This is a genomic window from Lentzea roselyniae, assembly GCF_039537795.1.
GTDB classification, from domain to species: Bacteria; Actinomycetota; Actinomycetes; order Mycobacteriales; family Pseudonocardiaceae; genus Lentzea; species Lentzea atacamensis.
In genome coordinates, this window is sequence record NZ_BAABBE010000006.1 from 209,780 (window position 1) to 235,705 (window position 25,926).

The following is a 25,926-nucleotide window of genomic DNA, read 5'->3' on the forward strand; positions in this document are numbered from 1 at the left end:
CTAGGAGGTCAGGTGCCGAAGGACTGGCAAGCCGTCGCCGATGCCATCAACACCCGAATGGAGGAGTTGAAGATCTCGCAGAGGGGGCTAGCCGACGCAGCGCGCGTGGGCGTTGCCACGGTGCGGAGATTGCAGAAGGGGGAGCCAGCGGAGCGCGGCGCCGCGCTGCTGGCTGCGGTGTCCGCCGCGCTTCACTGGCCGCCCGGCCACCTTGAGTCGGTAGCCGCTGGCCAGCCAGTTCCGGTGGATCCCACGGCCGCGCTGCGGGACGAGGTGGCGCAGCTGCGAGACGAGGTTGCAGAGCTGCGCAGGTTGGTCGAAGAGGTGCGGTCCGGCGTACCGGCTGGCGGGTGATCCGTTCGCGTTCATGCCTAAACCATCGGGCCTGGAATCGTCGGCGAACAGGTGTCGCCCTGGTGTCACCGGCGCATCACCACCCGTGTCACCACCGAGTGTCAGACTGGACCTACCTGGTGAGGGGAGCGGCGCATGACGACGGAGCGACCTGACTGGGCCCGGCGTATCCGTGCCGAACGGGATGCGCGTGGCTGGTCGCAGAGCGAGGCGGTCCGCGCGCTTCGCGCTCACGCGCAGGAGGAACTACCGAGCGATTCGAGCTTGCTCCGGCGTTGGAAGGCGTGGGAGGCCGGCGACAACGCTCCCGATGACTTCTACAAGCCGTTGATCGCCAAGACGTTCGGCACGGTCACGCACGCGTTCTTCCCGAAGCCAGGTCGGCGTGATGGCGGAGCTGAAATCCTTGCTGTGACGGGGATGGACACGCTGGACATCTTGAGCCGGCTCCAACGGTCCGACGTCGACACGGCCACCCTGGACGCGCTGCGCATCACTGTTGATCGGCTCTGCTCCGAATACGCCTACATGCCGTCTGAACAGCTCGTTCAAGAGGGCCGAACCTGGCTGCGGCGCGTTGCAGAGTTGCAAGGCGGCCGGCTGACGCTGAGTCAGCACCGAGAAGTGCTCACCCTTGCCGGGATGCTTGCGCTGCTGGTCGGTTGCGTCGAGTACGACATGGGAGACCGGCGAGCGGCAGAAGCAACGCGGCGTGCTGCGTTGAACCTCGGTACTGAGGCGGGGAACGCCGATGTCATGGGTTGGGCATACGAAATGCGCGCCTGGTTTGGTCTGACCACCGGTGACCTTAAGGGGGTCATCGCAGCCGGTGAGGCAGGCACATTGGTGGCGAGTAACCATAGCGTCGCTGTGCAACTCGCTGCACAAGAGGCGAAAGCGTGGGCGAGGATTGGTGACCGGCGACAGACGGAACTAGCGCTCGAACGCGGGCGGCAATTGCTTGAGTCGCTTCCGTATCCGGAAAACCTCGATAATCATTTCGTGGTTGATCCGTCCAAATATGACTTCTATGTCATGGACTGCTACCGGAAGCTGGGTGAGCAGCGCATGGCGGAGACACTTGCCAACGAGGTTATTCGCGCGAGCACTGACTTTGACGGTACCGAACGCGCACCGATGCGTATTGCGGAGGCGCGGATCACCTTGGGTGTGGTGGCCGCACGCAACGGCGACTTGGAAGGTGCGATTGCGCAAGGAAACCTTGCGATCACTGGAGAGCGAAAGTCTCTGCCGTCTCTTCGCATGGTCTCGCAAGATCTCGGAGCGATCCTGTCCACGGATTTTGCGGGTGAGGCGGCTGCGCAAGAGTACGTTGAACGGCTGCGTCGGCTGTCTGAGTAGCTAAAGGTAAGGTGTCATGGCGTCCAATGGGACTGATCCGCACGAGGACTTCGACGTTGTCGAGTACGCGGATAGAGTTTCTCTTGTGGTTGTTCCTGCTGATTCGCAACTGGACCTAGAAAGTGAAACAGAGTGGCAGGTGACGAGCCTTGGGGCGGTGCGACTTGATTCTGTCTGGCTCGAAAGGCAGATACATGAGTTTGTGAGAGATATCCCTGCCGAGGGTCGTGGTTGTTCCGGCTCTCATGTCCCGTACTACACGAAGATAACTCGGGGTAGTTCTGATTGGGGCGCTTCAGGGGCGGTTATTGATGCGCTGCTCTTTATCGGTGTTGCGGGAGGCGGGGCCGCAGCTGCTGGGGTTGTGGGTAATGCGGCATATGACCTGCTGAAAGCCTTCGCTGGGCGCATAGCTGAGAGGGTTCGTCACCAAGGCTTTGGCAATCCCATCTCTGAAGAAGAGGCTTCGCGCGTAGTCGAACAGTTTATTTACAATCGGTACTCAGTGTCGCCGCACTTGCTTAAAGCGCGTCGCGTAAGTTCTGATCTTACTGCCGGAACTGTTGATATCGAGTATGTCGACGATCGAGGCGTGATTTACTCGTGTCAGGTTTACAGTCCGCCTGAAGGTACAGTGGCTGTTACACGAGTTTCGCGAGCCGCTGAAGATGGAAGTCAGCTTAAGATCCGGCGCTTGACAGACTCTTAGTTACGGTGGGAATCGTAACAACCGGCTAGGTCCTGTCTCACCTGTCCCGCCTGTCCGGCCACGCCGCGTGACCTGCGGGTTTCGGTGAGACAGTCGTGAGGGAACCTGTCCCGGCTGTCTCACCTTGAGGGGAAAGACGCTGGAACGGTAGGGGGTCCGGCTACTCGTGTCGGCGCCGGTCACGTCGCAGAAAGCCACACAGCGCGGCCTGAGTTGGCTGTAGAGCCGCGTTCCTTTGGTCGGTGGGGTAATGAGACCCTGGAACACTCTCACCCCCTACCGTTACAGCTGTTTGTACAGGTGAGGCGCGCGGAACGAGGGCTCAGTTTGGGTCTCAGTTCCACTCCGTTCCGTTCAGTTCAGGGCGGATGGAAACAGGCTCTGACCTGGCGGCGTGAACTGTACGAACGGCCCGGAACGCACACCCTGAGAACTGAAAAGCGGTAGGTCGGCGGTTCGACCCCGCCCCTGGCCATCCCTCTTCGAAAGAAGCCCCGCAGAACGCTGCGGGGCTTTTTTCGTCATGTGGTGAGCCGGGTGATGGCCTGGTCGTCATGCGTTTTGAAGCGCGGCCAACGCTTGCGTTCCGAATCACCGCGTTCGGCTTCACGGATTAGGTCGAGCGCTTCGCCCAACGGCATTTGTGCGAGCTCCTCCCACGTGAAGAGCTCGTACTCGGACACTCCACATGAGACGCCGTCCGTGGCCACGATCACTTTGCCGATCTCCGCCCGTGGCCAGCTCGCGGTCAGGGCCTGGTGTGCCGCAACGGGTTCGGCCTCGGCGACCCAGTAGCCGCCCGGCCTGTTCTTCCACCTGAGGATGTCCGGGTCCGGTCGCAGATCTTCGAGCCGGGTGTCTTCGAGCACGTGCGTCGAGTGTCCGAACGCGACCACCGGGGTGTCGCAGAGGACGAGTGCGTCGATCGTGTCCTCGGTCCACCGCACGATCGCGGCGGTCGAGGACGGGGAGTCGCCCGGCACGAGGTCGTGCTGCCGCACGAGGTTTGCGATGGCCAGGGCGAGCAGGTCCGCGAGCGGATCCGTGTCGTTGATCAACCGGGCGAGCTCGTCTGCGAGCTGTGTGGCGTACCAGCCGCCGTTGCGATTCGGTGGCCTGGTTCGTGAGGTGACGCCGTCGAGCACCACGACGGCGTTCGGCAGCACGCGGATCCGATCCTCGGTGACTCGCCCGGGAGCCCCCTGCTCAGCGGTCTCGATCTTCACGATCTCACCGTACGTGTCAACTTGCGTTGACATCCTCATGTTGTCAACGTACGTTGACAACATGACTGAAGCGACGGATCTCGCCACGGCGGCTGGAGACCGCGACCCGAAGGTCGGGTTGCGGGCCGTCAGCGCGCTGCGGCGACTTTTGGAACATCTGGAGGCCGCCCAGGTCCGCAGTGCGCGGGCTCAGGGCTGGTCGTGGCAGGACATCGCGGCGGAGCTCGGAGTGTCTCGCCAGGCGGTGCACAAGAAGCACGGGGGACGATGATGATCGCGGAACGGTTCACCAAGGAGGCCCGCGAGGCCGTGAAGGCTGCGGTGCGGGACGCGGAACGGGTCCACGCGGGTGAGGTCGGCGTGGAGTACCTGCTGCTGGCGTTGCTCGACGCGCCGGTGCTGGCCGGGTTCGACCTGCCGCGCGAGGAGCTGGAGGCGGCGTTCCGCGACTACCGGCGCAAGGGCGGGCTGACCAAGGCCGACGCGGAGGCGTTGCGGGGCTTGGGCATCGACGTCGACCAGGTGATCGACTCGGTGGAGCAGTCGCTCGGGTCCGGCGTGCTGCGGCCGGGACCGCGCCGGCGGTGGTTCGGCCTGCCGTTGGAGCCGGCGTTCAAGAAGACGCTGGAGAACTCGTTGCGTGAAGCCCGCGACCTCGGCCACAGCTACCTCGGCAACGAGCACATCGTGCTGGCTTTGTTGCAGAGCAAGGGAATCGTGGCCGAGGTGCTCAACGAACGCGGGGTCACCTACGGCGAGATCAGGAAGCGGGCTGCGAGCGCTCGCGCCAGGTGAGTGCTGGCAGGAACAGCTGCGCGAGCGGGCCGATGCTCACGGCGTAGAGGATCGTGCCGATGCCGACCGTGCCGCCGAGGAGCCAGCCGGTGCCGAGCACGAGGAGTTCGACGACGGTGCGGGTGAGGCGCAGGGAAACACCCGTGCGGCGGCAGAACCCGGTGACCATGCCGTCGCGCGGGCCCGGTCCGAGGCGTGACCCGACGTACGCGGCGAACGCGACCGCGTTCAGCACGATGCCCAGCACGAGCAGCACGATTCTGGGCAGAAGTTCCTGCGGTGCGGGGATGATCGCGAGCGTCACGTCGACGCTGATCGCGATCACCACCACGTTGGCGATGGTGCCGACGCCGGGCTTCTGCTTCAGCGGGATCCACACGAGCAGCACCAGCACGCCGGTGATCGCGGTGATCAGGCCGAAGCTCAGGCCGGTGCGTCTGGCCAGGCCCTCGTGGAGCACGTCCCAGGGATCGAGGCCGAGCGTCGAGCGGATGTGCATGCCCATGCTCGCGCCGTAGAGCCACAGACCCGCGAAGAGCTGGGAGAGACGACGGATGGGAGCGATCCTCACGGGGACCTGGTGGAGTGCGGTCAATGTGGCCATGTGGCCATACTGGGTTGTGATTGGCCTGGCAATCCATAGCCAATTCAGGATAATTGGCTTCATGCTCCCACCAGGTGGACGTATATCGGGACCTCGGCTGGCCCGGCTGCTCGGGTCGTGGCGCCGGGGTGGTGCGCGGCAGAGCTCGGCTGATCTCGCGGCTGCTCTGAAACTGCTGGTCATGGACGGCCGGCTGCCCGTCGGCACCCGGCTGCCGTCCGAGCGCGAGCTCACCGACTCGCTGCCGGTGAGCCGGACGACGATCACCGCGGCCCTCGACCAGCTGCGTACCGAGGGGGTGGTGGAGTCGCGGCGCGGGGCCGGGTCGTGGATCAACGGACCGGTCGGTACCGGTGGTGGCATCACCGGGTTCGACGACACGTTGATCGACCTGTCCCGGGCCGCGCCGCCCGCGTTGCCGTCGGTGCGGGCGGCGATGGAGGTCGCTCTCACCCAAATGCCGGAGCACCTGGCGTCGCACGGGTACGACGAGCGCGGGTTGTTGTTGCTGCGGCAGCGGATCGCGGATCGGTACGCGGCGCGCGGGCTGCCGACGTCACCTGACCAGATCGTGGTGACCTCGGGGGCGCAGCACGCGTGGGCGTTGGTGCTGCGGCTGTTCGTCGGCCCCGGTGACCGTGTCCTCGTGGAGCAGCCGAGCTATCCCAACGCGTTGGAGGCCGTGCGGGCGTCGTTCGGAATTCCCGTGCCGGTGCCGATGCTGGGCGATGGCTGGGACGTGGACGGGTACGAGGCCGCGTTGCGTCAGGCGGGCCCCCGTTTGGCCTATCTGATCCCGGACTTCCAGAACCCGACCGGGTTGCTGATGACTTCATCGCAACGGGAAACGCTTTCCACGGTGCTGCGCAAGGCCCGCACGCCCGTGGTCGTCGACGAGACGTTGGTGGAGCTCGGGCTGGACGTTCCCGCGCCGCCGTTGCCGATGGCCGCGTTCGGCGGGGATTCCGTGGTGACGCTGGGCTCCGCGAGCAAGTCGCACTGGGGCGGTCTGCGGATCGGGTGGATCAGGGCGTCTCTCGACATCGTGCACCGGCTCCTGTCGACGCGGGCGGCGATCGACCTGGGCACGCCGGTGTTCGAGCAGCTGGTGCTCGCGTCGTTGCTGGAGAATCCGGAAGCCGTTCTGCGGCAACGACGTGCGGAAGCTCTGGAGCAGCGGGACGTGGCCGTCGAGGCTCTGCGCGCGCACTGTCCACAGTGGAGCTTCTCGGTGCCTTCCGGCGGGCTCGGCGTGTGGTGCGCGCTCGACGGGCCGGTGAGCACACGAATCGCCGTCGTGGCGCAGAACCACGGCCTCCGGCTCGTGCCGGGCCCTCGGTTCGCGGTGCACGGAGGGTGTGAGCAGATGCTCCGAGTGCCGTACACGCAGTCGTCCGAAGTGCTGCGCGAAGCGATCGGCCGTTTGGGTGTGGTGGCTGCATCCGTTGCAGGAACAGGGTTTCCGGCGGATGCCGACGTCTCGGTGCCGGTCGCGTGAGACACGTCGGCCCGGTCTCCCACAGCGGTGGAGACCGGGCCGACGAACTTGCCACCGGATGGCCTGCGGCCGGGGAACGTCCCAGGGATTGACGTCCCCCGTCCGCAGGTTTCCCGTGCGGTCCGAGGCTGCGGGGGCAGCGCGGCACTCGGACCAGACCCGACCTGCCAGGGCGCGGTTGGCAGGTCAGGAAGACTGGGTTCCTTGCGTACAACGGGAAATGCGAGGAGGAGTTATGCGCGCGACGGAACTAGAGGGTCACAAATCGCGCAGAGGGCAGAGCTGTCCCGTCTGACTCAGTCGGGTGACGTGCTCGGCAGACCGGGAAGACTGCCCGGCGAACGACCGTCGCGGCGTTCCCCCACCGACCACGTGGAGGGCGGGAACAGCGAGTTGTGCGACGTCAGGACGGCGAGCACGCCGCGCGTGCCGCCTGAGTTGTCGGAGTGACCGGACGACGCTGAGGCCGTCGCGACCACGGGAGCCTGCTGCGGTGCGGGCAGCGGCATGTCAGGTCCGGGTGCGGTCCAGTTGTAGTCGCTCGTCGGCGCCGGCTCGGTCTTGACGGGGGCCGGTACGGGCAAATCGTGCAGTTGCGGCACGACCTTCTTGACCGGAACGACGGGCGGCGCGGGAGGAGGGGGAGGCGGGGGAGGCGGCGGCGGTGCTTGCGCTGCGGCCCTCGCGGCCTTGGCGGCGGCGCGGGCCTGAGCCTTCGCCTGCATCACCTCGGGCGGCGCCTGGTTCGTCACCGTGCCGGAACGCGTGTTGGTCTGCGAGCCACCGGTGAAGTCGAGCACCGGACCTTCGTCCTCGGGCTCTTCTTCCGGTTCCTGCGGCTTCGTCACCGCGGGCGGGGGCATGACCCTGGCCGGCTGGTGCCGTTCGAGCACGGTGTTCGTGAGCGCCTTCGCCCAGCCCGCCGGGTCTTCGAGCAGGCGGGGGTCTTCGAGCAGGCGGGGGTCTTCGAGCAGGCGGGAGGCTTCGAGCAGGCGGGAGGCTTCGAGCAGGCGGGAGGCTTCGAGCGGGCGGGAGGCTTCGAGCGGGCGGGGGGCCTCGATCGTGATCTCGGCGGCCGGCGGTTCCTCCGGGCTGGCGGACGCGTCGGTCCCGCCCAGCAACCAGGCGGCGGCGGTCAGCCCGCCGAGCGCAGCGGCCCGCAGCAGCAGTGCACCAGCTCCACCACCAGCCACAGGATCACCACCGTCCACCGTTCAGGTCACCGCCAACGCACAGCGCCGTCGGAGGTCGACGTTGAGCTATGTCTAGCACTGGTGAGTGAGTTTGCGAACCAACTCGGCACAAAACACTCGGAAGGGCGTTCGCGTGCGGCTGTCCGGGTTGCCCTGATCAGGCATGAACACCGTCTGTGTCGTCATCGGATCGAGTGACATTGCGCCTCGCTCCCCTGTGGACCGTGTCGCGCCGGGGGATGGTGTCCGATGTGGACGCGCCAAAGCAGGTCAACAGCCTTTCTGAGCTGGTCGATCACGCCTCCGCGGCCCTGGGTCCGGTGCATGCCCACGACCCGGAGGGCCCAAACGAGTGCTTGGTCCGTTCGGGGGAACTGATCGTCCTCCCGGCAGACGCACCCACTGTGCGCAAACGCTTGCGAGGCGTCTACTCCCACGAGGAGATCGCCACCGGAGCCATCCGGATGTACACGAAAGCTCCAGATCGCCTCCGTGTCGTTGACATCGCCCGCGAGGTCGGCGCCACCCCGAACCACGTGCACCTCGCCTGCCCGATCATGATCGGCACCTCCCGCCCGGTGGTGGGCGGCCACATCCCCGACCTCCTCGGCGAGGGCACCGTCGCGTTGCTCGACACCCCGCTGGACGCCCCGCACGGCGCGCTGGTGGCCGGCGTCCTGCGCCACCACGGCGCCCTGGTGCGCCCGTTCCCCGTGCTGACCGCCTCGGGCTTCGGCGACGACCTGACCCTCGCCGCCGCATTGCGCGCCACCCGTTCGCTGCCCGTCGTGCTGGTCGCGTCCGGCGCCTACTCGTTCAACGACGAATGCCCACCGGTCCTGGCCGCCGCCGGTCGCAACGTGGTGGCGTCGGCGGGCAACGGTGCCTCCTCACGCCCCTGGTGGCCGGCCGCCCTGCCCGCGGTGATCGCGGTGGGTGCCTCGGCTTCCTTCTCGGGTCGCGGCTCGTGGGTGAACGTCGTGGTCGATGGTGTGGACGTGCCTGCCACGGTGGGCTCAAGACAGGCGCTGTGCACCGGTACCTCGTTCGCCGCGGCCCTGCACGCAGCCACTTTGGTCCCGGTGCCTTAGCCGGCGCATGCGGGTGTGCCGTTGCCGTAGCAGCTGAAACCGAGGTGTGCGACGGCCGCCGCGGCCTCGGCAGGGTGGTCGAGGAGGCGGTGAACCTCGGCCATGGCCTCGCTCACCTGCGCATCCGGCACGGGCAACACGCTGGCGATCACGGCTCTGGTTCCGGCGTCGAGGAACGCGCGGGCCAGTCCTGACTCGCAGGCCGACAGGACCACGATCTCCGGTGGGTTCTCGATGCGGGCGATGTCGTAGCCGTAGAGCGGACCGTCTGCCAGTTCCAGGTAGGAGAACAACGGGTTGTCCACGTTCACCTCGCCGTGCGCGGCGATGTGCACGATGTGGGCGCCTTCCATCGCGATCAGCACGTCGTCGGCGACCGGTCTGACGCGGCGGCCACCGTGTTCTTGTTGCAGGGCGGGCACTTCATCGCGAAGAAGCCTTGGTCCCGTGATCCACACCCGCCCTCTCCCCCTGCCCGGTGTGCGCCAATGCCTGAGCGACGGGATGACGTGCACCCGGCCTCCGAAAGCCGCCCACGGCATGGAGTGCAGCACTCCGTCGGGTATCACGACCACTTCATCTGCGGCCGGAACGAGCTGCTCTCGTCCCGGAAGTTCCTTGCCCGCGGCAACAGCAAGCCGGGCCGACTGCACCAGGCAGGCGGCATCCCTGACCTCCCTCCTGCGAGCGCGGCCGTCGATGACCGTGACGGCGAGCATTCGTCCGTTGTGGAAGGTGAAGCTGACCAGCGGAAGATCGGGAAGTGCCGACCCGGCGCGCTGAGATCGCGGCGGAGTGGCCAGCGTCAGCCTGCGCACGTCCCGCTCCAGCGCGTCCAACGGCAGCCCGAACGCCCTGGCCCGCCTCAGTCGCGCGAGTGCCTGCGCGAGCTCAGGTTCCTTGGGAGGCAAGGGAACCGATGCGCGATGCTGCTCCGACCAGTGCAACACCTCGCGCGCTGTCCTGGCGAGCCCCAGTGCGTGCCCGGTCAGCTCGCGACGTGGCCAGTCGCCGAGGTGCTCGTCGAGAACCTTGAGCCCGGCCCGGCAAGCCGCCAGCGCGCCACGCCGGTCCGACCGGCGTGCCTGCGCGAGCCAGCCGAGCGCCCGCGTCTGCGCCGGTCCGCGAAACCGGTGCGCGGCAACAGCATCCAGCTTTCCAGCGGCGAGCATGAACTCGACGTCCGAGCCGCCCACTCGCAAGGCGGGCGCCGGATCCCCGTCGCGCAGCGCGCAGCGCGCACTCAGCACCGCCAGTTCCGGCACGTGCCGGTTGCACCTCCGCAGCAGCTCCAACGCCGGAGCCAGCACTCGCCGCGCCTCCGCCGTGAGCCCGGCGGCGAGCAGGGCCTCAGCCCGGTCGACCAGGGCCTCCGGCCGGCTCGTCGAGTCGAGGCCGGCCTTCGCCGCGTCCTCGTACCGCCGCAGAGCCAGCGGCAGATCACCGGCGAGCATCGCCACGAACCCCCGGTTGTGCAGGCACATCGCCGCACGTCCAGGTTCGCCGATGGCGTGCAGCAACGTTTGCGCGGACGTGAAGTCGGCATCCGCTTTGGCCAGCTGAGTGGCGTTGCACCGGGCAATCCCGCGGCCGACGAGCGCGTTGGCGAGCCACCGCTGATCGCCGTACCGCCGCAACTCCCTGATGACCGCGGTCAGCTCCGCGATCGCCAGCCGCGGTTCGGCCGAGTGGCAGAGGTGGAGCCCACGCAGGCATCGCGCCCTCGCCAGCTCCCGGCCCCGCAGGTGCGGCGTCGCGAGGTCGAGATGCTGCAGGCTCTGCTTCCGGCGCCCCCGGTCCAGGTCGATCCACGCGAGCGTCAGGTGAAACCGGGCCTCACCGGTGAGCCGCCACCCGCGCCGGGCGAACCGGGCGGCGACGTCGAGGCGCCCGAGCTCGACGTGGGCGATGCTGAGGTCGTGCAGGGCATCGGCACGCTGGGCCTTGGTGCCGCGCACCTCGGTGCTGTCGATGGTGGCCCGTGGATCGGCGCTCGCGCTCATGCGACGAACCACCCCGTCGTCAGCCCCAGCTCGGGGACGGTCACGCACAACGGGCCAGGCGCGACGTCGGCGCGGAACCAGCCCTCGGCGTCGGGGCGGAGCGCCTGAGCGGAGTCGGGCGACCGGACCTCGACGGAGACGCCCTTGTCGTCCAGCACACCGGTCAGCCGGAGCCCGGCCTGAGCAGCGTCGAGCTGCAGGTACATCCGACCGGCCCCGACGTGGAACACGAGCTGGCGGGAAGGGCCCCTGACCGGCTCGTCCACGGCCTTCATCGGTGCCAGACCGGTCGGGCGCGGCGTCAGGGCGGGCGGCGGCACGTCCGCGCTGAACAGGTCGGCGATCTCGTCGAGCAGCGGATCCCTCATCGCAGCGCCTCCAGCTTCCGGCGCAGCGCCGTCAGGCACCGGGCGCGGGTCCGCCCCACGCTCGACACCTTCATCCCCAGGGCTTCGGCAACCTGTGCACAACTCAGCTCAGGGCTGTGGGCAACGATCCACAGCAACCGCTGGCACCGCTCGTTCAAGGTCATCAACGCCGTCCACAACCGCCGCTGGCGATCGTTGGCGACAGCGACCTCGTCCGGCGTCGGCAGCGAAGACTCCGGCTCCCACCGGTCGAGCGAAACCTCACGCCCGCGGGTACGGAGCACCGCGATCGACTGGTGGGTGGCGGTACGGACCAGCCACACCCCGAGCGCCTCGGGTTGGCGGATGCGTGTCAGGTGTTCCGCCAGGCAGAGCCAGGTGCACTGGTAGACGTCGGCAGCGTCGGCGTGGCTCAGGCGGAACGATCTGGGCACCGACCAGACCAGGCGCGAATAGCGTTCGACCAAGGCGTCCCAGCCGCACACACCGGAACGCCATCCCGCGAGAACCTCAGTGTTCGAGTCCATGCCATTTGGAGTCGAACCCGCGCGTCAAGGCTCCACGCCTCACCCGAAAGAGGGTTGTCCACAGGTGTGGAGAAACTCATCCACACCTGTGGACAACTACAGCTTGTGGAGGCGCTCCACCGCTTCGTCGATCACCGCGTCCTGCTTGCAGAAGGCGAAACGGATCAGGTGCTGCCAGTCCGCCGGGTGGTCCGTGAACACCTGCACCGGCACCGCGGCGACACCGATCCGGGCCGGGAGGTCGCGGCACAACGCCCAGCCGTCGGTGTAACCGAGCGGGCGGACGTCAGCGCAGATGAAGTACGTGCCCTCCGACGACCGCACCTCGAAACCAGCCGCACGCAGCCCCTCGGCCAGACGCGCGCGCTTCGAGGCCAACGAGTCCCGCAACGACGTGACCCAGTCCAGCTCGGCGGTCAGCGCGTGCGCGACGGCGGGCTGGAACGGTGCCCCGCCCACGAAGGTCATGAACTGCTTGGCCGCCCGCACCGCGGAGACCAGCTCGGCGGGCCCGCACACCCAGCCGATCTTCCAGCCCGTGCAGTTGAACGTCTTGCCCGCGCCCGAGATCGACAACGTCCGCGCGGCCATCCCGGGCAGCGAGGCCAGCGGGATGTGCATCAGACCGTCGAACACCAGATGCTCGTACACCTCGTCGGTGATCGCGAGCAGGTCGTGCTCGACGCAGAGCGAGGCGATGGCCTGCAGCTCCTCCAACCGGAAGACGGTCCCGGTCGGATTGTGCGGCGAGTTGACCAAGATGGCACGAGTCTGCGGCGTGACCGCGGCGCGCAGAGCGTCGACGTCCAGAGCCAGCCGTCCGGAAGCGTCCTCGCGGAGGCCCACGGTCACGCGCGTGGCCCCGGCCATTGCCACGGAGGCGGCGTAGGAGTCGTAGTAGGGCTCGATGAGGATCACTTCGTCGCCGGCTTCGACCAGCGCCAGCAGCGAAGCCGCGATGGCCTCGGTGGCGCCGACCGTCACCAGGATCTCGGTGTCCGGGTCGTACGACATCCCGTACCGCGAGCGGTGCGCGGCGATCGCCCTGCGCAGCACCGGCATGCCGGGGCCGGGCGGGTACTGGTTCACACCCGACGAGATCGCCGAACGCGCGGCTTCCAGCATCGACTCGGGGCCGTCGGTGTCTGGGAAGCCCTGACCGAGGTTGACGGCGTCGTGCTGCACGGCCAGCGCCGTCATCTCCGCGAAGATGGTCGACGTGAACGGCTGCAACCGGGGGACTAGCGCTGGTACCCGCACAAGGCAGGATCTTCACCTGAATCTCGTGTCTAGGGAAGTCTGATCCTTCAGAGCTCGCGCAAGTCCACGTCGTCGGGTGCCCGGCGAGCCTTGAATCGAACGCATGTTCTACCGTGACCGTGGTGAAGGTCGTTCGACCTGCAGAAGTTGGTCTACGGCGAGATGCGGGAATCTGGGCTGGGGGCTCAGGCCGCAGTGCGCACGGTGAAGAAGGTCGTTGACGCTTACGCCAGCCTGCGGGCGAGTGTCCGAACCGGGAACCTGACCGGGCTGCGGCGAGCCAAGGCTGAAGGCAAACCGATCAGGTTCCGGGAGAACGCGGCGCAGCCTTTTGACGATCGCATGCTCTCGTGGCAGTACGACGCCGCGGGATGAACTTCCAGGGCGGCAGGTTGCGACGCTGTCGGCGTTGGCAGGCTCGAAAGCGCGCCGAGCTGAAGGCTCGGCATACCAAATCGGCAACCCGTCGTCTTCGCAGGCGTGTTCGTCGAGAACATCGCCATGCGACCCAGGTCAACCACATGATCGCCAAGAACCTGGTGGCTGTTGCGCAACGCACCGGACGCGGTATCGCCCTCGAGGATTTGAGCGGCATTCGTGGCCGGGTACGGCCTCGCCGCAACCAGCGAGCTGTCCACGCTTCTTGGTCGTTCCATCAGCTCGGCGCGTTCATCGAGTACAAGGCCAGGCGCGCCGGAGTGAGGGTGATCACTGTGGATGCTCGCTTCACGTCACAGTTGTGCCCAGATTGTGGGTACACAGCGCGCAACAACAGATTCAGTCGCGACGGCTTTGGTTGTCGCATGTGCGGCCTCGCTGGGCCAGCCGACCACGTCGCTGGGATCAACGTGCGCAACCGCGCACGGCTCAGTGTGGGTACCTGTCAACGTGCCCGGACCTGTCGCCTGAAGGCGGACGGTTGATGCGGCCTGTCCGCCAAGCCAGTGGCGTGCGGAGAACGCGCCCCGGCTTGAAGGAGTTTGAGCTGCGACTCAACCTCAAGGTCGAGAAGTTGACGGACAATGGCTGTGTGGAGCAACTCACCGCCGCTGACCAGCAGAAGCGCACAGACCTGCGCAAGATGAAGCTCGTCGCGGCGAGCTTCCTCGTCGGCGCGACGGTCATCTTCTTCGCCACACACGCGTTCGAGGGGCCCTGGGTCGGCTACGTCAGAGCCGCCGCCGAGGCCGGCATGGTCGGCGCGCTCGCCGACTGGTTCGCCGTGACGGCCCTGTTCCGGCGACCGTTGGGGCTGCCGATCCCGCACACGGCGATCATCCCCACCCGCAAGAACATGTTCGGTAAGACGCTCGGCGACTTCGTGGGCGTCAACTTCCTGAGTCCCGCGGTGGTTCAGGACAAGCTGCGGCGGGCGGGCATCGCGGAGCGGGCGGGTGCCTGGATCAAGGAGCCGGAGAACGCCCAGCGCGTCACCAACGAGCTCGCGAACGTCATCAAGGGCGCGATCACGGTCCTGAAGGACGAAGAGGTCCAGGCCGTCCTGGAGCACGCGATCGTCAAACGGCTCACCGACCAGCCCTGGGGACCGCCGCTGGGCAAGCTGCTCAACCAGGTGCTCACGGACGGCGCGCACCACAAGCTCGTCGACCTGATGTGCGACCGGGCCTACGAGTGGGTGCGGGACAACTACGACAAGGTGACCCTGATCGTCACGGACCGCGCGCCCACGTGGTCGCCCAAGTTCGTCGACTCTCTGCTCGGTGACAAGGTCTACACCGAGCTGGTCAACTTCGCGTGGGCGGTCAAGACCGACGTCAACCACCCCATGCGCCTCGCGGTGGACCAGTTCCTGCTCGAGTTCTCCAGTGACATGCAGACCGACCCGGCCACGATGCAGCGGGCCGAGCAGGTCAAGCAGCAGATGATCAACCACCCGGACGTGCAGAAGCTCATCAGCAGCGCGTGGGGCACGGCGAAGAAGATGCTCATCGACGCGGCCGAGGATCCGTCCAGCGAGCTGCGCAAGCGCGTCACCCAGGGGCTGATCACGCTCGGCACGAACCTGACGAGCGACGAGTCGCTGCGCGCCAAGGTCGACGGCTGGCTGGAGCAGGCCGCCGGGTACGTCGTGCAGAACTACCGCGCGGAGATCACCACGCTGATCACGGACACGGTCGAGCGCTGGGACGCCGAGGAGACCTCGCGCAAGATCGAGCTGCAGGTCGGCAGGGACCTGCAGTTCATCCGCATCAACGGCACGGTGGTCGGCGCGCTCGCCGGCCTCGTGATCTACACGGTGGCCAACGTGCTGTTCTGAAGCGTGTTCTGGGCCCGCGTTCGTTTTCGGAACGTGCGGGCCTTCTCCCGGTTGCCGCACACCTGCATCGAGCACCACGTGCGCGAGCGGTTGCGCGATCGGTCGAAGAACGCACGCAGGCAGTCGTCGGCCGGACAGATCTTGAAGCGTTCCCAGGAACCCAGCACGGCGAGCCGAGCGGAGGCCGCCAGCACCGCGCCGAGCGCGTCTGAGCTGGCCAGCATCGGAACGCCGTCGGTCAGCTCGATGTGGACGACGCCCGCAGCTGTCTGAGGGCCGGACGATCCTTCGATCGACGACCGCAGTGCCGCCCGCGCGGCGCGCGCCTGTGCGATTTCCCCGCTCCGCCCGAGGCCGCGTTCGGTCACCCACGCGCGCCAGGAGGCTTCACTGTCCAGTACGTGTCGAGTGTTCAGGAAGTCGAGCAGCAGCTCGACGTCGTGATCCCAGCCGACAGTCAGACCAGTCACCCCACCACTGTAGGCGCCACGGCGGTTGTGCGTCAGGACATCCGACGAATACACCGGGTGTATACACGGTGTGTATAGTGCCTCTCATGTCGATCGGACACGCACTGTTGGGCCTGCTAGAGGGCGGTCCACGGCACGGATACGACCTGAAGCGCGCCTACGACGAGCGATTTGGTCACGACCGGCCGTTGCACTACGGACAGGTGTATTCGACCCTGTCGAGGTTGCTGAAGAACGGCCTCGTGACCGAGGCGGGCGTGGAGGCGGGTGACGGTCCCGAGCGCAAGCGGTACGCGATCACGGACGCCGGGGTCACCGATGTGGAGCGCTGGCTCGCCACTCCGGAGAAGCCGGAGCCGTACCTGCAGAACACGCTCTACTCGAAGGTGGTGCTGGCCCTGCTGTCCGGCCGCAGCGCCACGGAGGTGCTCGACACGCAACGTGCCGCGCACCTCACCACGATGCGCGAGCTGACCAGGCGGAAGACCGACGGCGACCTCGCCGACCAGCTCATCTGCGACTTCGCGCTGTTTCACCTCGAAGCCGACCTGCGGTGGCTCGAACTCACCGCCGCCCGTGTCGACCAGCTGGCCGTGGAGGTCACGCGATGACCCTGTTGAGGGCCGAGGGCCTGGCCAAGTCGTTCGGCAAGACGCACGCGCTCGACGACGCCGGCATCACGATCCGTGCGGGCGAGGTCGTGGCGGTGATGGGGCCGTCGGGTTCCGGCAAGTCCACCCTGCTGCACTGCCTCGCCGGGATCCTGCCGCCCGACAGCGGCACGGTGCACTACCGCGACCGCGAGCTGACCTCGATGAACGACAGCGAGCGCAGCGAGCTCAGGCGCACCGAGTTCGGGTTCGTCTTCCAGTTCGGTCAGCTCGTGCCAGAGCTGACCTGCCTGGAGAACGTCGCGCTGCCGCTGAGGCTGAGCGGCATGAAGCGCAAGGATGCCGAACGCGCCGCGCGGGACTGGCTGGGCCGACTGGAGGTCGACGGCGTCGCGGACCAGCGCCCCGGTGAGACCTCGGGTGGTCAGGGCCAACGCGTCGCCGTCGCCCGCGCGCTCGTCACCGGGCCGACGGTGATCTTCGCCGACGAACCGACCGGCGCACTCGACTCGCTCAACGGCGAGCGCGTGATGCACCTGCTCACGACGGCGGCCCGCGAAACGGGTGCCGCCGTCGTGCTCGTCACGCACGAACCCCGTGTCGCCGCCTACTCGGACCGTGAGGTCGTGGTGCGCGACGGTCGTTCGCGTGACGTGGAGTTCGCCCGGTGAAGCGCCAACGTTTGGTCTGCGCAGCCAGTGACCTCGCCCTGGGAGTCCGGCTGGCCGTCGGGGGCAGCCGGAAGTCCTGGGCGAGGCTCGCGCTCCAAGGTGTCGGCATCGGCCTCGGCGTCGCGTTGCTGCTGTTCGCCGCGTCGCTGCCGAACGTGATCGACGCACGAGACGACCGTGAGTCCGCGCGCAGCATGGCGACCAAGGGCAACGGTCCGGCACCGCTGCTGGTGGAGGAGCAGGGCCACGCCTACCGCTCTGACTACGTCCGCGGCCTCTACCTCAAGGCGCGCACACCGGACGCCCCGGTGCCGCCGGGAATCGACCGGCTACCTGGCGACGGCGAGATCTTCGTGTCGCCCGCGCTCGGCAGGCTGCTCGAGTCGCCGGCGGGTGAGCTGCTCAGGCCGCGCTTCCCGCAGAAGGTCGTCGGCACGATCGGTCAGGCGGGCCTGCAGAACCCGAACGAGTTCCAGTACTACGCCGGTGACTCCTCGATCAAGGAGGGCGAGAACGCCGTCTACGGCTGGGGTGCCGTGCAGCACAGCCGTGGGATCAACTCTCTGCTGTGGCTGCTCAGCGTCGTCGGCCTGGTGGTGCTGCTGTTCCCCGTGCTGGTGTTCGTCGGGGTCGCCACGAGGCTCGCCGCGGCGCAGCGCGACCGCAGGCTCGCGGCGTTGCGGCTGGTCGGCGCGGCCGCGAGCCGGGTGCGGCTGATCGCGTCCGGTGAGTCGCTGGCCGGGGCGCTCGCCGGGCTCGTGGTCGGGTTCGGGATCTTCTTCGCGGTCCGGCCGTTCGTGGATCGGATCCCCATCTCCGAGCTGTCGGCCTTCCCGAGCGACGTCATGCCGACGCCGGCGCTGACGCTCACCGTGATCGTGGCGGTGCCGGTGCTCGCGGTGTTCACGTCGCTCCTGGCGATGCGCCGCACGATCATCGAGCCGCTGGGCGTGGTGCGGGACCAGAAGCCGGTCCGCCGCCGGGTGTGGTGGCGGCTCGTGCCGGTGGTCGCCGGTGCCGCACTGCTCCTCAGCCAGGTCGGCAAGCTCACCCCGACGGAGAAGCCGAACCAGGTTCCCGTCGTGCTCGGCATCGTGTTGCTGATGCTCGGCATCCCCGTGCTGCTGCCGTGGCTGGTGGAACGGGTCGTGTTCCTGATGAAGGGCGGCACACCGGCGTTGCAACTCGCCGTGCGCCGGTTGCAGCTCGACAGCGGCACGGCGGCTCGTGTCGTCGGTGGCGTGGCGGTCGTGCTCGCGGGCACCGTGACGCTGCAGATGATGCTCGCCGGCGTCGAGCAGGAGGTGCAGGGCAACGAGAAGAGGCAGGCGGCCTTCAACTACCTGAGCGTCAAACCGCGGCAGAGCGCCGACCTGAACGGAATCGCCGCGTCGCTGGAGAAGGCCAGGGGTGTCACCGGCCTGCACCGGATCGAGCAGGCCTGGGGTGAGCTGGACAGAGGTGGCTACGCGGTCATCAACATCGCCCCGTGTACGGCGCTGACCAAGCAGGCATCCATCCCGAACTGCACCGACGGCAAGGCGTACGCCGCACGGGAGTCCACCGGGCTGCCGGCCGCTCAGTCCGGTGACGTCGTGACGTTCCAGGAGTCCGGCGAGAAGTGGGCCGTGCCGCCGGTGGAGGTGATCGACGGACCGGGCAACATCCCCGGCCTCCTCGTCACCCCGGCCGCCGCACGTGGCCTGGTGCCGCTCAACGTGGAGTTCCTCGCCGAGCTCGACCCCGCGGTGCCCGATGCGGCGGAGCACGCCCGCAACGCCATGGCGAGCTACTCCTGGCAGCTGCACACCTACTTCGGCGGCCAGGACGACACCAACGAGGCGGAACGGGTGTTCGGCGTGATCCGCCGCGCACTGCTGGCCGGCTCACTGCTCACTTTGCTGGTCGCCGCCGCGTCACTGCTGGTCGTGGCGCTGGAGCAGGTCAGGGAACGCCGCCGCCCGCTCGCCGTGATGGCCGCGAGCGGGGTGCCGCGCGGCACGCTCGCCCGGTCGTTGCTGTGGCAGAACGCCCTGCCGCTCGCGATCTCCACCGCGGTGTCGCTGGCCACGGGCATCGGCCTGGGAGTGCTGGTGATGCGTGTGTTCGGTGCCGAGGTCGCCTACGACTGGGCGGGCATCGGCCTCGTCACCGGGATCGTGGTGGGCCTGACGTTCGCGGTCACCGCTCTGACGTTGCCTTCGCTGAGAAGGGCAACCGGAGCACTTGGGTTGCGGACCGAGTAGTCACCTCGTGCTCTGCCAGGCGGTCCTGCACCAGTCCGTGCCGGAACTGGTAGCAGGCTCCCGCCCGGCAGAGCACGCCCAGCTTGCGCGAGTCCTCGAGGAAGGCCATCAGCTCCCACGGCAGCTTTCCTCGCAACGCCAACCAGATCCGCGCGACGGTGAACCACCACCAGCGCAGGTGCAGCACCGCGAGCGCGAACCCGAGCATCAGCCCGGACGCGAGCCCCAGTCCGACCATGCCGGTCTGGCCGGGGCCGAACACCAGTGCGGCCGCCGAACCGAAGACCACCGCCAGCACGAGAGATCCGGTCCACACCGCGATCCGGTCGCGCGCCATCGTCCACTGAGGACTGGAAGCCTGCGACAGCTCGGTCGCGCTGGACAACGCGAACCGCAGGGCGACCGCGACGGCGAGCCCGAGACCGACGACCAGCCCGGCGGCAAGCCCGTACAGCGCACCGAAAACCAGTCCGGCGGCCAGCCCGAGCACACCGGGCACGAGCAGGAGACTGCGCCAGATCCCCAGGCGCGGCTTGGCCTTGCGCTCCTGCGACGCGGTCAGCGCGGTCGCCCCGACACCGATGCCCGCGACCAGGCCCGTGACCGGCGCGAGCGACGGCGTGATCGAGTACGCCATCAGCCACGCGACGCCGAACCCGCCGATCGCGCCCAGCACCAGCGCACCGAGAATCGCGAGCCAGGTGTTGCCGACGGATCGGCGCAGCTCCCACCAGGCCAGCTCGCGGATGCCGCGGTCGCGCATCTCGTGGGCGAGGAATTCCAGCCACCGGCGTGCCCTGTCCCGCGGCCAGACCTGCGTGGTCCTGGCGTGGTGCGCGAACGCCCTGTTGCCGAACGCCCGAGACACCAGCTCGTCGCAGAGGTGGTCGGAGATCGCCCGCGCGTCCGGGAAGCGGCCGCGGTCGAGCAGTTCGGTCGGCTCCGCCTCGCTGTCCGCGTAGACCATGCTGGCGAGCCACATCGTGAGCGGCGTCGACAACGCGTCCGCGAGCCTGCCGTCCGGTTCCTCGCGCAGCTGGATGAACACCGGCTCCCACCGCGCCGCGCCCACGGTGTCCGCGCTGGCTCGCAGGTAGGCGGCGACCTCGTCCAGGTCGAGCGGGGCCATCTCGACGACGTCCGCGCCCGGCAGCGGGCCGGCCAGGTGCACGGCCTGCTCGTACTCGGTGGTGCGGCAGGTCAGCACCAACGGCCGGCTCGCCGGGAACGCCTTCGCGATGCGCGAGAGAGCGTCCGCGCGCTGGTGGCCGGGGATGTCGTCCAGGCCGTCCAGCACGGGCAGCAAGCGATGCTGCTCGACCAGCAGGTCGCCGGCGTAGCTGCCGTACAGCTCGGTGTTGCGCAACGCCGGGTGGTCCTCGTACAGCCTGCGGGTGAGCCACGTACGGATGTCCTCGGCCGCCGGGTTCCACGTCGACAGCGGCAGCAGGACCGGGACCATGCCGCCGTCGTAGCGGTCCAGCAGGCCGCACGTCAGCAGCATCGCGACCGTCGTCTTGCCGGTGCCGGCCTCGCCGAGGAGGACCATCCTGTGGTTGATCTGCCGCTCGAGCGCGCCGACGACCGCGTCGCTGCGTCCTGGCGGCGCGTCCGGCTCGTCGCTCACGTCCAGCTCGGGCGCGGTCCAGTGCAGGTCGAGCACGTCCGGGTCGGTGAGCCCGCGCGAGCGGACCTCCTCGTTCCACTGCGCCTGCAGGCCGATCGCCAGCGCCCGGCACGCGGCGTCGAGGTGCTCGTCGCTGCTGAGCGCGGCGTTGTGCCTGCGCCGGACCCACGGGTCGAGTAAAGCCAGCAAGCCCAGGAACGCCAGCGCGAGGACGATCAGCCACACGTGCGGGTTGATGCCGTACTCGGTCACGAAGAGACCGGCCGCGGTGAGCAACGCGGTCAGCACGCAGCCGGCCAGCAGCGCCTGCTGACGGAATCTGGACATGCGTCGCATCATGACGCACCGCATCCGCCCGGTGTCGATTCAGTGACCCGTGTCGTGACGTTCGTTCTTGATCACAGCTGCCACCTCAGGTCGTCCAGCGTCAGGAACTGGCCGTCGCGCCCGACCGTGATCCCGAACTGGTGCCTGCGCGGTCTGCCCAGGTCGTGCCACTCGACCACCGCCTGCTCCGCGATGTCCCACAGGTGCCGCGGGCCTCCCTGGTCGACGTGCGTGCCGTGGTGGTGCAACCAGGAACCGTCCGGATGGGCCAACCAGTCCTGGCCCGCGACGACGCCGGGCAGCGCGATGCCGGCGAAGAACTCGAACGGGCTGGCCGGGTCGACCACGGTGTTCAGCGGCAACGTGGTGGCGCGGCGCTCGAACGCGCCGGAGCCCGCGTGTGTGGGCGGGTGGGCGTGCGCGCGCAACGGCATGAAACGGCCGTCCTCGACGAGCACGCGGCCCTCGCCGGTGCCGTCGCCGTTCGACACGATCTTGACCAGCCCGGCGCCGATGGGGCGGTGCAGCGTGGTGACGACCAGGCCGCCCGGCCGGACCTGCTCCAGCCAGGCGGGCGGGATGGTCGAGACGGAGCACGTGGCCAGCAAGCGGTCGTACGGCGCGCGCTCCGGATGGCCGAGCGCGCCGTCGCCCGCCACGCACGTCGGGTAGAAGCCGTTGTGGTGCAGGCGTTCCTGCGCTCGCCGGGAGATGCTCGGGTCGACGTCGATCGTCGTCACGTTCTCCGCACCCACGACGTGGCAGAGAAGAGCCGCGTTGTAACCCGTGCCGGTACCCACCTCGAGCACTGACTGTCCTCTGTGGACGTCCAGCGCCTCCAGCATGATCGCCATGATCGTGGGCATGCTCGACGAACACGTCGGTGTGCCCCCGGTCACCGTGTCGTCGCCGTTGAACTGGGTAACCCACACACGGTCGGCGTAGACGAGTTTCAGCCAGTCCGGGTGCTTCGCGGTGACCGGTTCCCAGTCACCGCTGTGCAGCTGGCGGTAGAAGCGCGGCAGGAACTCGTGCCTCGGGACTTCCCGGAAAGCCTTGAGCCACTTGGAATCGCGCAGCACGCCGTCACCGAGCAGGTGGTCCGCCAGCTCGGTGCGAAGGGCCCCGGCGTCGTTCATGTCACCCACAACGGTATCCCTGTGGCGGAGCACACGCAGCGATTGCTAGCAGGGTGCTTGCAAGAGTTAGCACCCGGGGCTAACGTAGTTGGTGGCACGAGGAACGGGAGCGGGAACAGTGGACAAGTCCATCGACAAAGCAGTCGCGGACCTCGGCCGCAACATCGGTGAGTACATCCGCGAGCAGCGCAACCACGCGAAGATCTCCTTGCGTGAGCTGGCAAAGCAGGCGGGTGTCTCCAACCCCTACCTCAGCCAGATCGAGCGAGGACTGCGCAAGCCGTCCGCGGAGATCCTTCAGCAGATCGCCAAGGGCCTGCGCATCTCGGCCGAGGTGCTGTACGTCGAGGCCGGGATCCTCCAGCAACGCGAAGGCGGTGCGTTGGCGGACGCCATCGTCGCCGCGACCGATCTGACCGAGCGGCAGAAGCAGGTGCTGCTCGATGTTTACGAATCTTTCAGGCGGGAGAACTCCGCCAAGAACAAGGAGGACTGATCTCCATGCCGAAGCTCACCCAGGACGACGTTCGCAAGGCCGCCGAGCAGGGCGCCCACGCCGCACGCCAGGCGCTGCTCGCCGCCCTCGGCGCCGGTGACCTCGCCGCCAAGGCCGTGGTCGAGGCGCTGAACAAGGCCAAGGTCCGCGCCGAAGAGGCCGGCACCAAGGCCCAGGACCTGCCGGCCGAGCTCAAGGACCTGCGCGAGAAGCTGCAGCCCGCCGAGCTCAAGAAGCTGGTCGACGCCTACACCGCCTCCGCGGTGAACCTGTACACCTACCTCGCAGAGCAGGGCGAGCAGACGCTGGAGCAGATCAAGGCCCAGCCGCAGGTCAAGCAGGCCGTCGAGCAGGTCGAGCACGCCGTCGAGGCCGCGCAGAAGCGCGCCGGGTCCGCAGCCTCCGACGCCCGCGAACTCGCGGACGACGTGCTCGGCAAGGTGACCCGCCGCACCCGCTCGGTCGGCGAGAAGGTCGCCCACGAGGTCGAGGAAGGCGCCGAGAAGCTGGCCGAGGAGATCGTCGAGGCCGGTGGCGAGGCCGCGCACGAGGTCCGCAGCACCACCCGCAAGGCCGCGAACCGCACCGCGCCGCGCAAGCCGGCGACGACCACCCGCAGCACCACCGCGGCCAAGAAGACGACCACGACGAACACCACCAAGTGAGTCGCTGAAGTTCAGTGAGAGGGGAGCAGCCCGCTGGGGCTGCTCCCCTCTCGTCGTACCGGCACGTAGTCTGGGGGCGTGTTCTACGTGCCGATCTTCAGCTTCTGGAACCTCGACGGCATCGTGTACTTCTTCGCCGACCTGGGGTTCACCATCGTCGGTCTGTTCGCGTTCTTCCACGCGCTGGCTCAGCGTGTCGACGCGTACACGGCCGCAGAGCGCATGACGAAGCCGGCATGGCTCGGCATCACCGGTGGTGGAGCGGCGGCGATGCTGCTGTTCTCGCCGGGCGGCTTCGGCTCGATCTTCTGGCTGGCAGGCCTCGTCGCGGTGCTCGTGTACATGGTGGACGTGCGCCCGAAACTGATCGAGGTCCAGCGCGGCCCCCGCTGGTGATCACGCACTCCCACGGCTCCGGCTCGCCCGTCACGTTGGTGGCGCACGGGCTCGGTGCCACGCCCGGTGAGGCGCGGATTCCCGCCTCCGGGCTGCCCGGTACCCGCGTCGTCGTGACGTTGCCCTCGCACGGGGACGCCCCGGACGCACCTGCGGGGTACTGGGACTACGGCCGGATCGCCGCCGATCTCGCGACTGTTCCCGCTGATCACGCCGTTGGTGTCTCGCTGGGCGCCGGGGCGTTGGTCCGGCTGCTCTCGCTCGAACCCGATCGTTTCCGGCGGGTGGCGCTGCTGCTGCCCGCGGTGCTGGACCAGCCGCGGCAGCCGTTCACGCTGCAGCAGCTGTCCGATCTGACCGTCGGGCCGCCCAACTACGTCGCTGAGCGTCGCGCCGCGTTGACCCGCCTGGAAGCCGCCGCTGAGCAGCTGCCGGGCCAGGTTGCTGTTCCCGATGCCTCGATGTTGGCTTCCGTGTCGGCTCCGGTGCTGGTCATCGGGGCTGTGGGCGATCCGCTGCACCCCGAGGACGTGGCCAAGGCGACCGCGGCGGCGTTCCCCGGCGGTGAGCTGTGGCTGATCGACTCACCGGCGCCGATGATCACGCACCGCGCCGAGGTGCGGCACAGATTGGTCGACTTCTTCGCTGGGTAGCCGAAGTGCATGGCTGAACAGAAGAAGATCGCATTCCTGGTCGACACGGAGGGCATCGAGCAGGTCGAGCTCACCGACCCGTGGACGCACGTCGAGAAGGCCGGCGGAGTGCCGCGCCTGATCGCGCCGAAACTCGGTGAGGTCCGCGGCTTCAACCACCTCACGCCTGCCGACTCGTTCCCGGTCGACACCACCTACGCCGATGCCTCCGTCGACGACTACGACGGCGCGGTCATTCCCGGTGGTGTGGCCAACGCGGACTTCCTGCGAATGGACTCCGACGCCGTTCAGCTGGTGAAGGCGCTGGTAGCGGCCGGGAAGCCGATCGCGGCGATCTGCCACGGGCCGTGGCTGCTGGTCGAGGCCGACGTTGTGCGCGGCAAGATGCTGACCTCGTTCCCGAGCCTGCGGACCGACATCCGCAACTCGGGCGGCGACTGGGCCGACCAGGAGGTCCGGGTCTGCGACATGAACGGGTGGACGCTCGTGACGTCGCGCAATCCCGACGACCTGCCGGCGTTCAACCGCGAGGCCCTGAAGGCCTTCGGCCTGGACTGAACGGGGTCTGCAGCCCCCGTTCAGTTTTTAGAGACGCGTCTGGGCGTAGTGCGCCATGGCGTCACGAACCCACTCGGCCATGTTGTCGCCGTTGACCTCGAAGTTCACCCGGAACTCGTCCGAGTCGACGTAGAGGTTGCCGAGGCCCGTGTAGGACTCCCGGTTCGGCGTCCAGCTGAGGCAGATCCAGCGGTAGTGGCGGTCGATGACCTCCTGCGTCTGCGGAGCGTCGATCGCCGTGCCCCCCGTGAACAGCGCACCGAGATCACGCGCGATGTCCTGCCACTGCTGCATGAAGTCGTCCGCGTCGGCACGCGTCCAGTTCTTCATCTTCTGCTTGCTCTCGGCGATGTGCTCCTTGGCACCCTCGCCGTAGCGCTCGACCAGCTCGGCCTCGTAGCGCTCCTGCTTCGACGCGTCGAAGCCGTCGAACAGCTCTTCCAGCTTCACCTCGTCCCCTCCTTCCAGTTCGGCAATCGTCCGCGCGACGGTTCCGGCGAGCCGGTCCAGCCTCTTGCGTTCCTCCTGCAGCCACCGGTGGTGGTTGCGCAGGACGGTCAGCTGGTCGTGCTTGCCGTTCAGCAGCTCCGCGACCGTGTCGAGGCCCAGGCCCATGTCGCGCAGCAGCAGGATCTGCTGCAGGCGGTGGACTTGCTCCTTCTCGTAGTAGCGGTAGCCGTTGTCACCGACCCAGGCCGGCGGCAGCAACCCGATCGAGTCGTAGTGCCGCAGCGTCCTGGACGTCACCTTCGACATCCGGGCCACTTGGGCGATCGACCAGGCCATTTCCGGTTCCCCC

28 protein-coding genes are annotated in these 25,926 nt (G+C 68.1%); 17 read left to right on the forward strand and 11 right to left on the reverse strand.

Annotation, left to right across the window (positions count from 1 at the left end; all coding sequences use genetic code 11):
- Positions 1 to 12: 12 nt before the first annotated feature.
- From ABFX45_RS12995 to ABFX45_RS13005, 3 genes are all read left to right on the forward strand, one after another.
- Complete coding sequence (locus ABFX45_RS12995; protein WP_346129921.1) at positions 13 to 354, forward strand: XRE family transcriptional regulator; 342 nt, start codon at positions 13 to 15, stop codon at positions 352 to 354.
- A 135-nt stretch (positions 355 to 489) separates the two neighbouring features.
- Positions 490 to 1,716, forward strand: coding sequence for an NsdA family TPR-like regulatory protein (locus ABFX45_RS13000; RefSeq protein WP_346129923.1), 1,227 nt, complete (start codon positions 490 to 492; stop codon positions 1,714 to 1,716).
- A gap of 16 nt (positions 1,717 to 1,732) precedes the next feature.
- Complete coding sequence (locus ABFX45_RS13005; protein WP_346129925.1) at positions 1,733 to 2,425, forward strand: hypothetical protein; 693 nt, start codon at positions 1,733 to 1,735, stop codon at positions 2,423 to 2,425.
- A 521-nt stretch (positions 2,426 to 2,946) separates the two neighbouring features.
- Here ABFX45_RS13005 and ABFX45_RS13010 read toward each other — a convergent pair.
- Positions 2,947 to 3,651, reverse strand: coding sequence for a protein phosphatase 2C domain-containing protein (locus tag ABFX45_RS13010; protein WP_325051007.1), 705 nt, complete (start codon positions 3,649 to 3,651; stop codon positions 2,947 to 2,949).
- Between the two features lie 61 nt (positions 3,652 to 3,712).
- Between ABFX45_RS13010 and ABFX45_RS13015 the strand changes: the two genes are divergently transcribed.
- Together ABFX45_RS13015 and ABFX45_RS13020 are read left to right on the forward strand one after the other, a co-directional pair.
- Positions 3,713 to 3,922, forward strand: a complete 210-nt coding sequence (locus tag ABFX45_RS13015; RefSeq protein WP_030473166.1) for a helix-turn-helix domain-containing protein — start codon at positions 3,713 to 3,715, stop codon at positions 3,920 to 3,922.
- Positions 3,919 to 4,446 (forward strand): Clp protease N-terminal domain-containing protein, encoded by a 528-nt coding sequence (locus tag ABFX45_RS13020; RefSeq protein WP_233442038.1) that lies wholly within the window; start codon positions 3,919 to 3,921, stop codon positions 4,444 to 4,446. Before ABFX45_RS13015 ends, ABFX45_RS13020 begins: the two co-directional genes overlap by 4 nt.
- On the opposite strand, the gene yczE is transcribed toward ABFX45_RS13020, so the two are convergent.
- Positions 4,412 to 5,050 carry a membrane protein YczE gene (gene yczE, locus ABFX45_RS13025; protein ID WP_215732287.1) on the reverse strand — a complete coding sequence of 213 codons (639 nt, stop codon included), beginning with the start codon at positions 5,048 to 5,050 and terminating at the stop codon, positions 4,412 to 4,414. The two genes, ABFX45_RS13020 and yczE, sit on opposite strands and share 35 nt — an antisense overlap.
- 61 nt (positions 5,051 to 5,111) lie before the next feature.
- Between yczE and yczR the strand changes: the two genes are divergently transcribed.
- Positions 5,112 to 6,548: a MocR-like transcription factor YczR gene (yczR, locus tag ABFX45_RS13030; protein ID WP_346129928.1), complete on the forward strand. Its 1,437-nt coding sequence runs from the start codon at positions 5,112 to 5,114 to the stop codon at positions 6,546 to 6,548.
- A gap of 296 nt (positions 6,549 to 6,844) precedes the next feature.
- Here the strand turns inward: yczR and ABFX45_RS13035 are convergent, their stop codons facing one another.
- Positions 6,845 to 7,741: a hypothetical protein gene (locus ABFX45_RS13035; protein WP_346129930.1), complete on the reverse strand. Its 897-nt coding sequence runs from the start codon at positions 7,739 to 7,741 to the stop codon at positions 6,845 to 6,847.
- A 404-nt stretch (positions 7,742 to 8,145) separates the two neighbouring features.
- On the opposite strand from ABFX45_RS13035, the gene ABFX45_RS13040 reads away from it, so the two are divergent.
- Entirely contained in the window at positions 8,146 to 8,832 is a 687-nt protein-coding gene (locus tag ABFX45_RS13040) for a S8/S53 family peptidase (RefSeq protein ID WP_146231341.1), read from the forward strand.
- Here the strand turns inward: ABFX45_RS13040 and ABFX45_RS13045 are convergent.
- From ABFX45_RS13045 to ABFX45_RS13060, 4 genes are all read right to left on the reverse strand, one after another.
- Complete coding sequence (locus ABFX45_RS13045) at positions 8,829 to 10,835, reverse strand: CHAT domain-containing protein (RefSeq protein ID WP_346129933.1); 2,007 nt, start codon at positions 10,833 to 10,835, stop codon at positions 8,829 to 8,831. The two genes, ABFX45_RS13040 and ABFX45_RS13045, sit on opposite strands and share 4 nt — an antisense overlap.
- A complete protein-coding gene (locus ABFX45_RS13050; protein ID WP_109629131.1) occupies positions 10,832 to 11,203 on the reverse strand; it encodes a hypothetical protein in 372 nt (123 codons plus the stop codon). Before ABFX45_RS13050 ends, ABFX45_RS13045 begins: the two co-directional genes overlap by 4 nt.
- Positions 11,200 to 11,688 carry an RNA polymerase sigma factor gene (locus ABFX45_RS13055; RefSeq protein WP_170154681.1) on the reverse strand — a complete coding sequence of 163 codons (489 nt, stop codon included), beginning with the start codon at positions 11,686 to 11,688 and terminating at the stop codon, positions 11,200 to 11,202. Before ABFX45_RS13055 ends, ABFX45_RS13050 begins: the two co-directional genes overlap by 4 nt.
- A 138-nt stretch (positions 11,689 to 11,826) precedes the next feature.
- Entirely contained in the window at positions 11,827 to 12,990 is a 1,164-nt protein-coding gene (locus ABFX45_RS13060; protein WP_346129936.1) for a pyridoxal phosphate-dependent aminotransferase, read from the reverse strand.
- Positions 12,991 to 13,361: 371 nt separating this feature from the next.
- On the opposite strand from ABFX45_RS13060, the gene ABFX45_RS46435 reads away from it, so the two are divergent.
- Both ABFX45_RS46435 and ABFX45_RS13070 read left to right on the forward strand, forming a co-directional pair.
- A complete protein-coding gene (locus ABFX45_RS46435) occupies positions 13,362 to 13,913 on the forward strand; it encodes an RNA-guided endonuclease TnpB family protein (protein ID WP_428834134.1) in 552 nt (183 codons plus the stop codon).
- 158 nt (positions 13,914 to 14,071) lie between these two features.
- Positions 14,072 to 15,268, forward strand: coding sequence for a DUF445 domain-containing protein (locus tag ABFX45_RS13070; RefSeq protein ID WP_233439232.1), 1,197 nt, complete (start codon positions 14,072 to 14,074; stop codon positions 15,266 to 15,268).
- Here the strand turns inward: ABFX45_RS13070 and ABFX45_RS13075 are convergent.
- Positions 15,241 to 15,738, reverse strand: a complete 498-nt coding sequence (locus tag ABFX45_RS13075; RefSeq protein ID WP_233439096.1) for a CGNR zinc finger domain-containing protein — start codon at positions 15,736 to 15,738, stop codon at positions 15,241 to 15,243. The two genes, ABFX45_RS13070 and ABFX45_RS13075, sit on opposite strands and share 28 nt — an antisense overlap.
- Positions 15,739 to 15,824: 86 nt before the next feature.
- Here ABFX45_RS13075 and ABFX45_RS13080 point away from each other — a divergent pair, with 86 nt between their 5' ends.
- Genes ABFX45_RS13080 through ABFX45_RS13090 form a run of 3 tightly spaced genes read left to right on the forward strand, consistent with a single transcriptional unit; the run spans position 15,825 to position 19,266 of the window.
- Positions 15,825 to 16,349 carry a PadR family transcriptional regulator gene (locus ABFX45_RS13080; protein WP_346129941.1) on the forward strand — a complete coding sequence of 175 codons (525 nt, stop codon included), beginning with the start codon at positions 15,825 to 15,827 and terminating at the stop codon, positions 16,347 to 16,349.
- Entirely contained in the window at positions 16,346 to 17,020 is a 675-nt protein-coding gene (locus tag ABFX45_RS13085) for an ABC transporter ATP-binding protein (protein ID WP_346129943.1), read from the forward strand. The genes ABFX45_RS13080 and ABFX45_RS13085 overlap by 4 nt, the downstream gene beginning before the upstream one ends.
- On the forward strand, positions 17,017 to 19,266 hold the full coding sequence (locus ABFX45_RS13090; protein WP_346129945.1) for an ABC transporter permease: 2,250 nt from the start codon (positions 17,017 to 17,019) through the stop codon (positions 19,264 to 19,266). Before ABFX45_RS13085 ends, ABFX45_RS13090 begins: the two co-directional genes overlap by 4 nt.
- On the opposite strand, the gene ABFX45_RS13095 is transcribed toward ABFX45_RS13090, so the two are convergent.
- Together ABFX45_RS13095 and ABFX45_RS13100 are read right to left on the reverse strand one after the other, a co-directional pair.
- On the reverse strand, positions 19,202 to 21,220 hold the full coding sequence (locus ABFX45_RS13095) for an NACHT domain-containing protein (protein WP_346129947.1): 2,019 nt from the start codon (positions 21,218 to 21,220) through the stop codon (positions 19,202 to 19,204). The genes ABFX45_RS13090 and ABFX45_RS13095 overlap by 65 nt on opposite strands.
- Positions 21,221 to 21,291: 71 nt before the next feature.
- Positions 21,292 to 22,359: a methyltransferase domain-containing protein gene (locus ABFX45_RS13100; RefSeq protein ID WP_346129949.1), complete on the reverse strand. Its 1,068-nt coding sequence runs from the start codon at positions 22,357 to 22,359 to the stop codon at positions 21,292 to 21,294.
- Between the two features lie 118 nt (positions 22,360 to 22,477).
- Here ABFX45_RS13100 and ABFX45_RS13105 point away from each other — a divergent pair, with 118 nt between their 5' ends.
- The 5 genes from ABFX45_RS13105 (at position 22,478) to ABFX45_RS13125 (ending at position 25,127) form a co-directional block, all read left to right on the forward strand.
- A complete protein-coding gene (locus ABFX45_RS13105; protein ID WP_109629119.1) occupies positions 22,478 to 22,855 on the forward strand; it encodes a helix-turn-helix domain-containing protein in 378 nt (125 codons plus the stop codon).
- Positions 22,856 to 22,860: 5 nt separating this feature from the next.
- On the forward strand, positions 22,861 to 23,520 hold the full coding sequence (locus ABFX45_RS13110) for a hypothetical protein (protein ID WP_325051006.1): 660 nt from the start codon (positions 22,861 to 22,863) through the stop codon (positions 23,518 to 23,520).
- Positions 23,521 to 23,640: 120 nt separating this feature from the next.
- Entirely contained in the window at positions 23,641 to 23,916 is a 276-nt protein-coding gene (locus ABFX45_RS13115; protein WP_346130139.1) for a DUF2516 family protein, read from the forward strand.
- On the forward strand, positions 23,913 to 24,569 hold the full coding sequence (locus ABFX45_RS13120) for an alpha/beta fold hydrolase (protein ID WP_346129952.1): 657 nt from the start codon (positions 23,913 to 23,915) through the stop codon (positions 24,567 to 24,569). Before ABFX45_RS13115 ends, ABFX45_RS13120 begins: the two co-directional genes overlap by 4 nt.
- Before the next feature lie 9 nt (positions 24,570 to 24,578).
- Positions 24,579 to 25,127 (forward strand): type 1 glutamine amidotransferase domain-containing protein, encoded by a 549-nt coding sequence (locus ABFX45_RS13125; RefSeq protein ID WP_346129954.1) that lies wholly within the window; start codon positions 24,579 to 24,581, stop codon positions 25,125 to 25,127.
- Positions 25,128 to 25,154: 27 nt separating this feature from the next.
- On the opposite strand, the gene ABFX45_RS13130 is transcribed toward ABFX45_RS13125, so the two are convergent.
- Positions 25,155 to 25,913, reverse strand: a complete 759-nt coding sequence (locus tag ABFX45_RS13130) for a MerR family transcriptional regulator (RefSeq protein WP_346129956.1) — start codon at positions 25,911 to 25,913, stop codon at positions 25,155 to 25,157.
- Positions 25,914 to 25,926 lie beyond the last annotated feature (13 nt).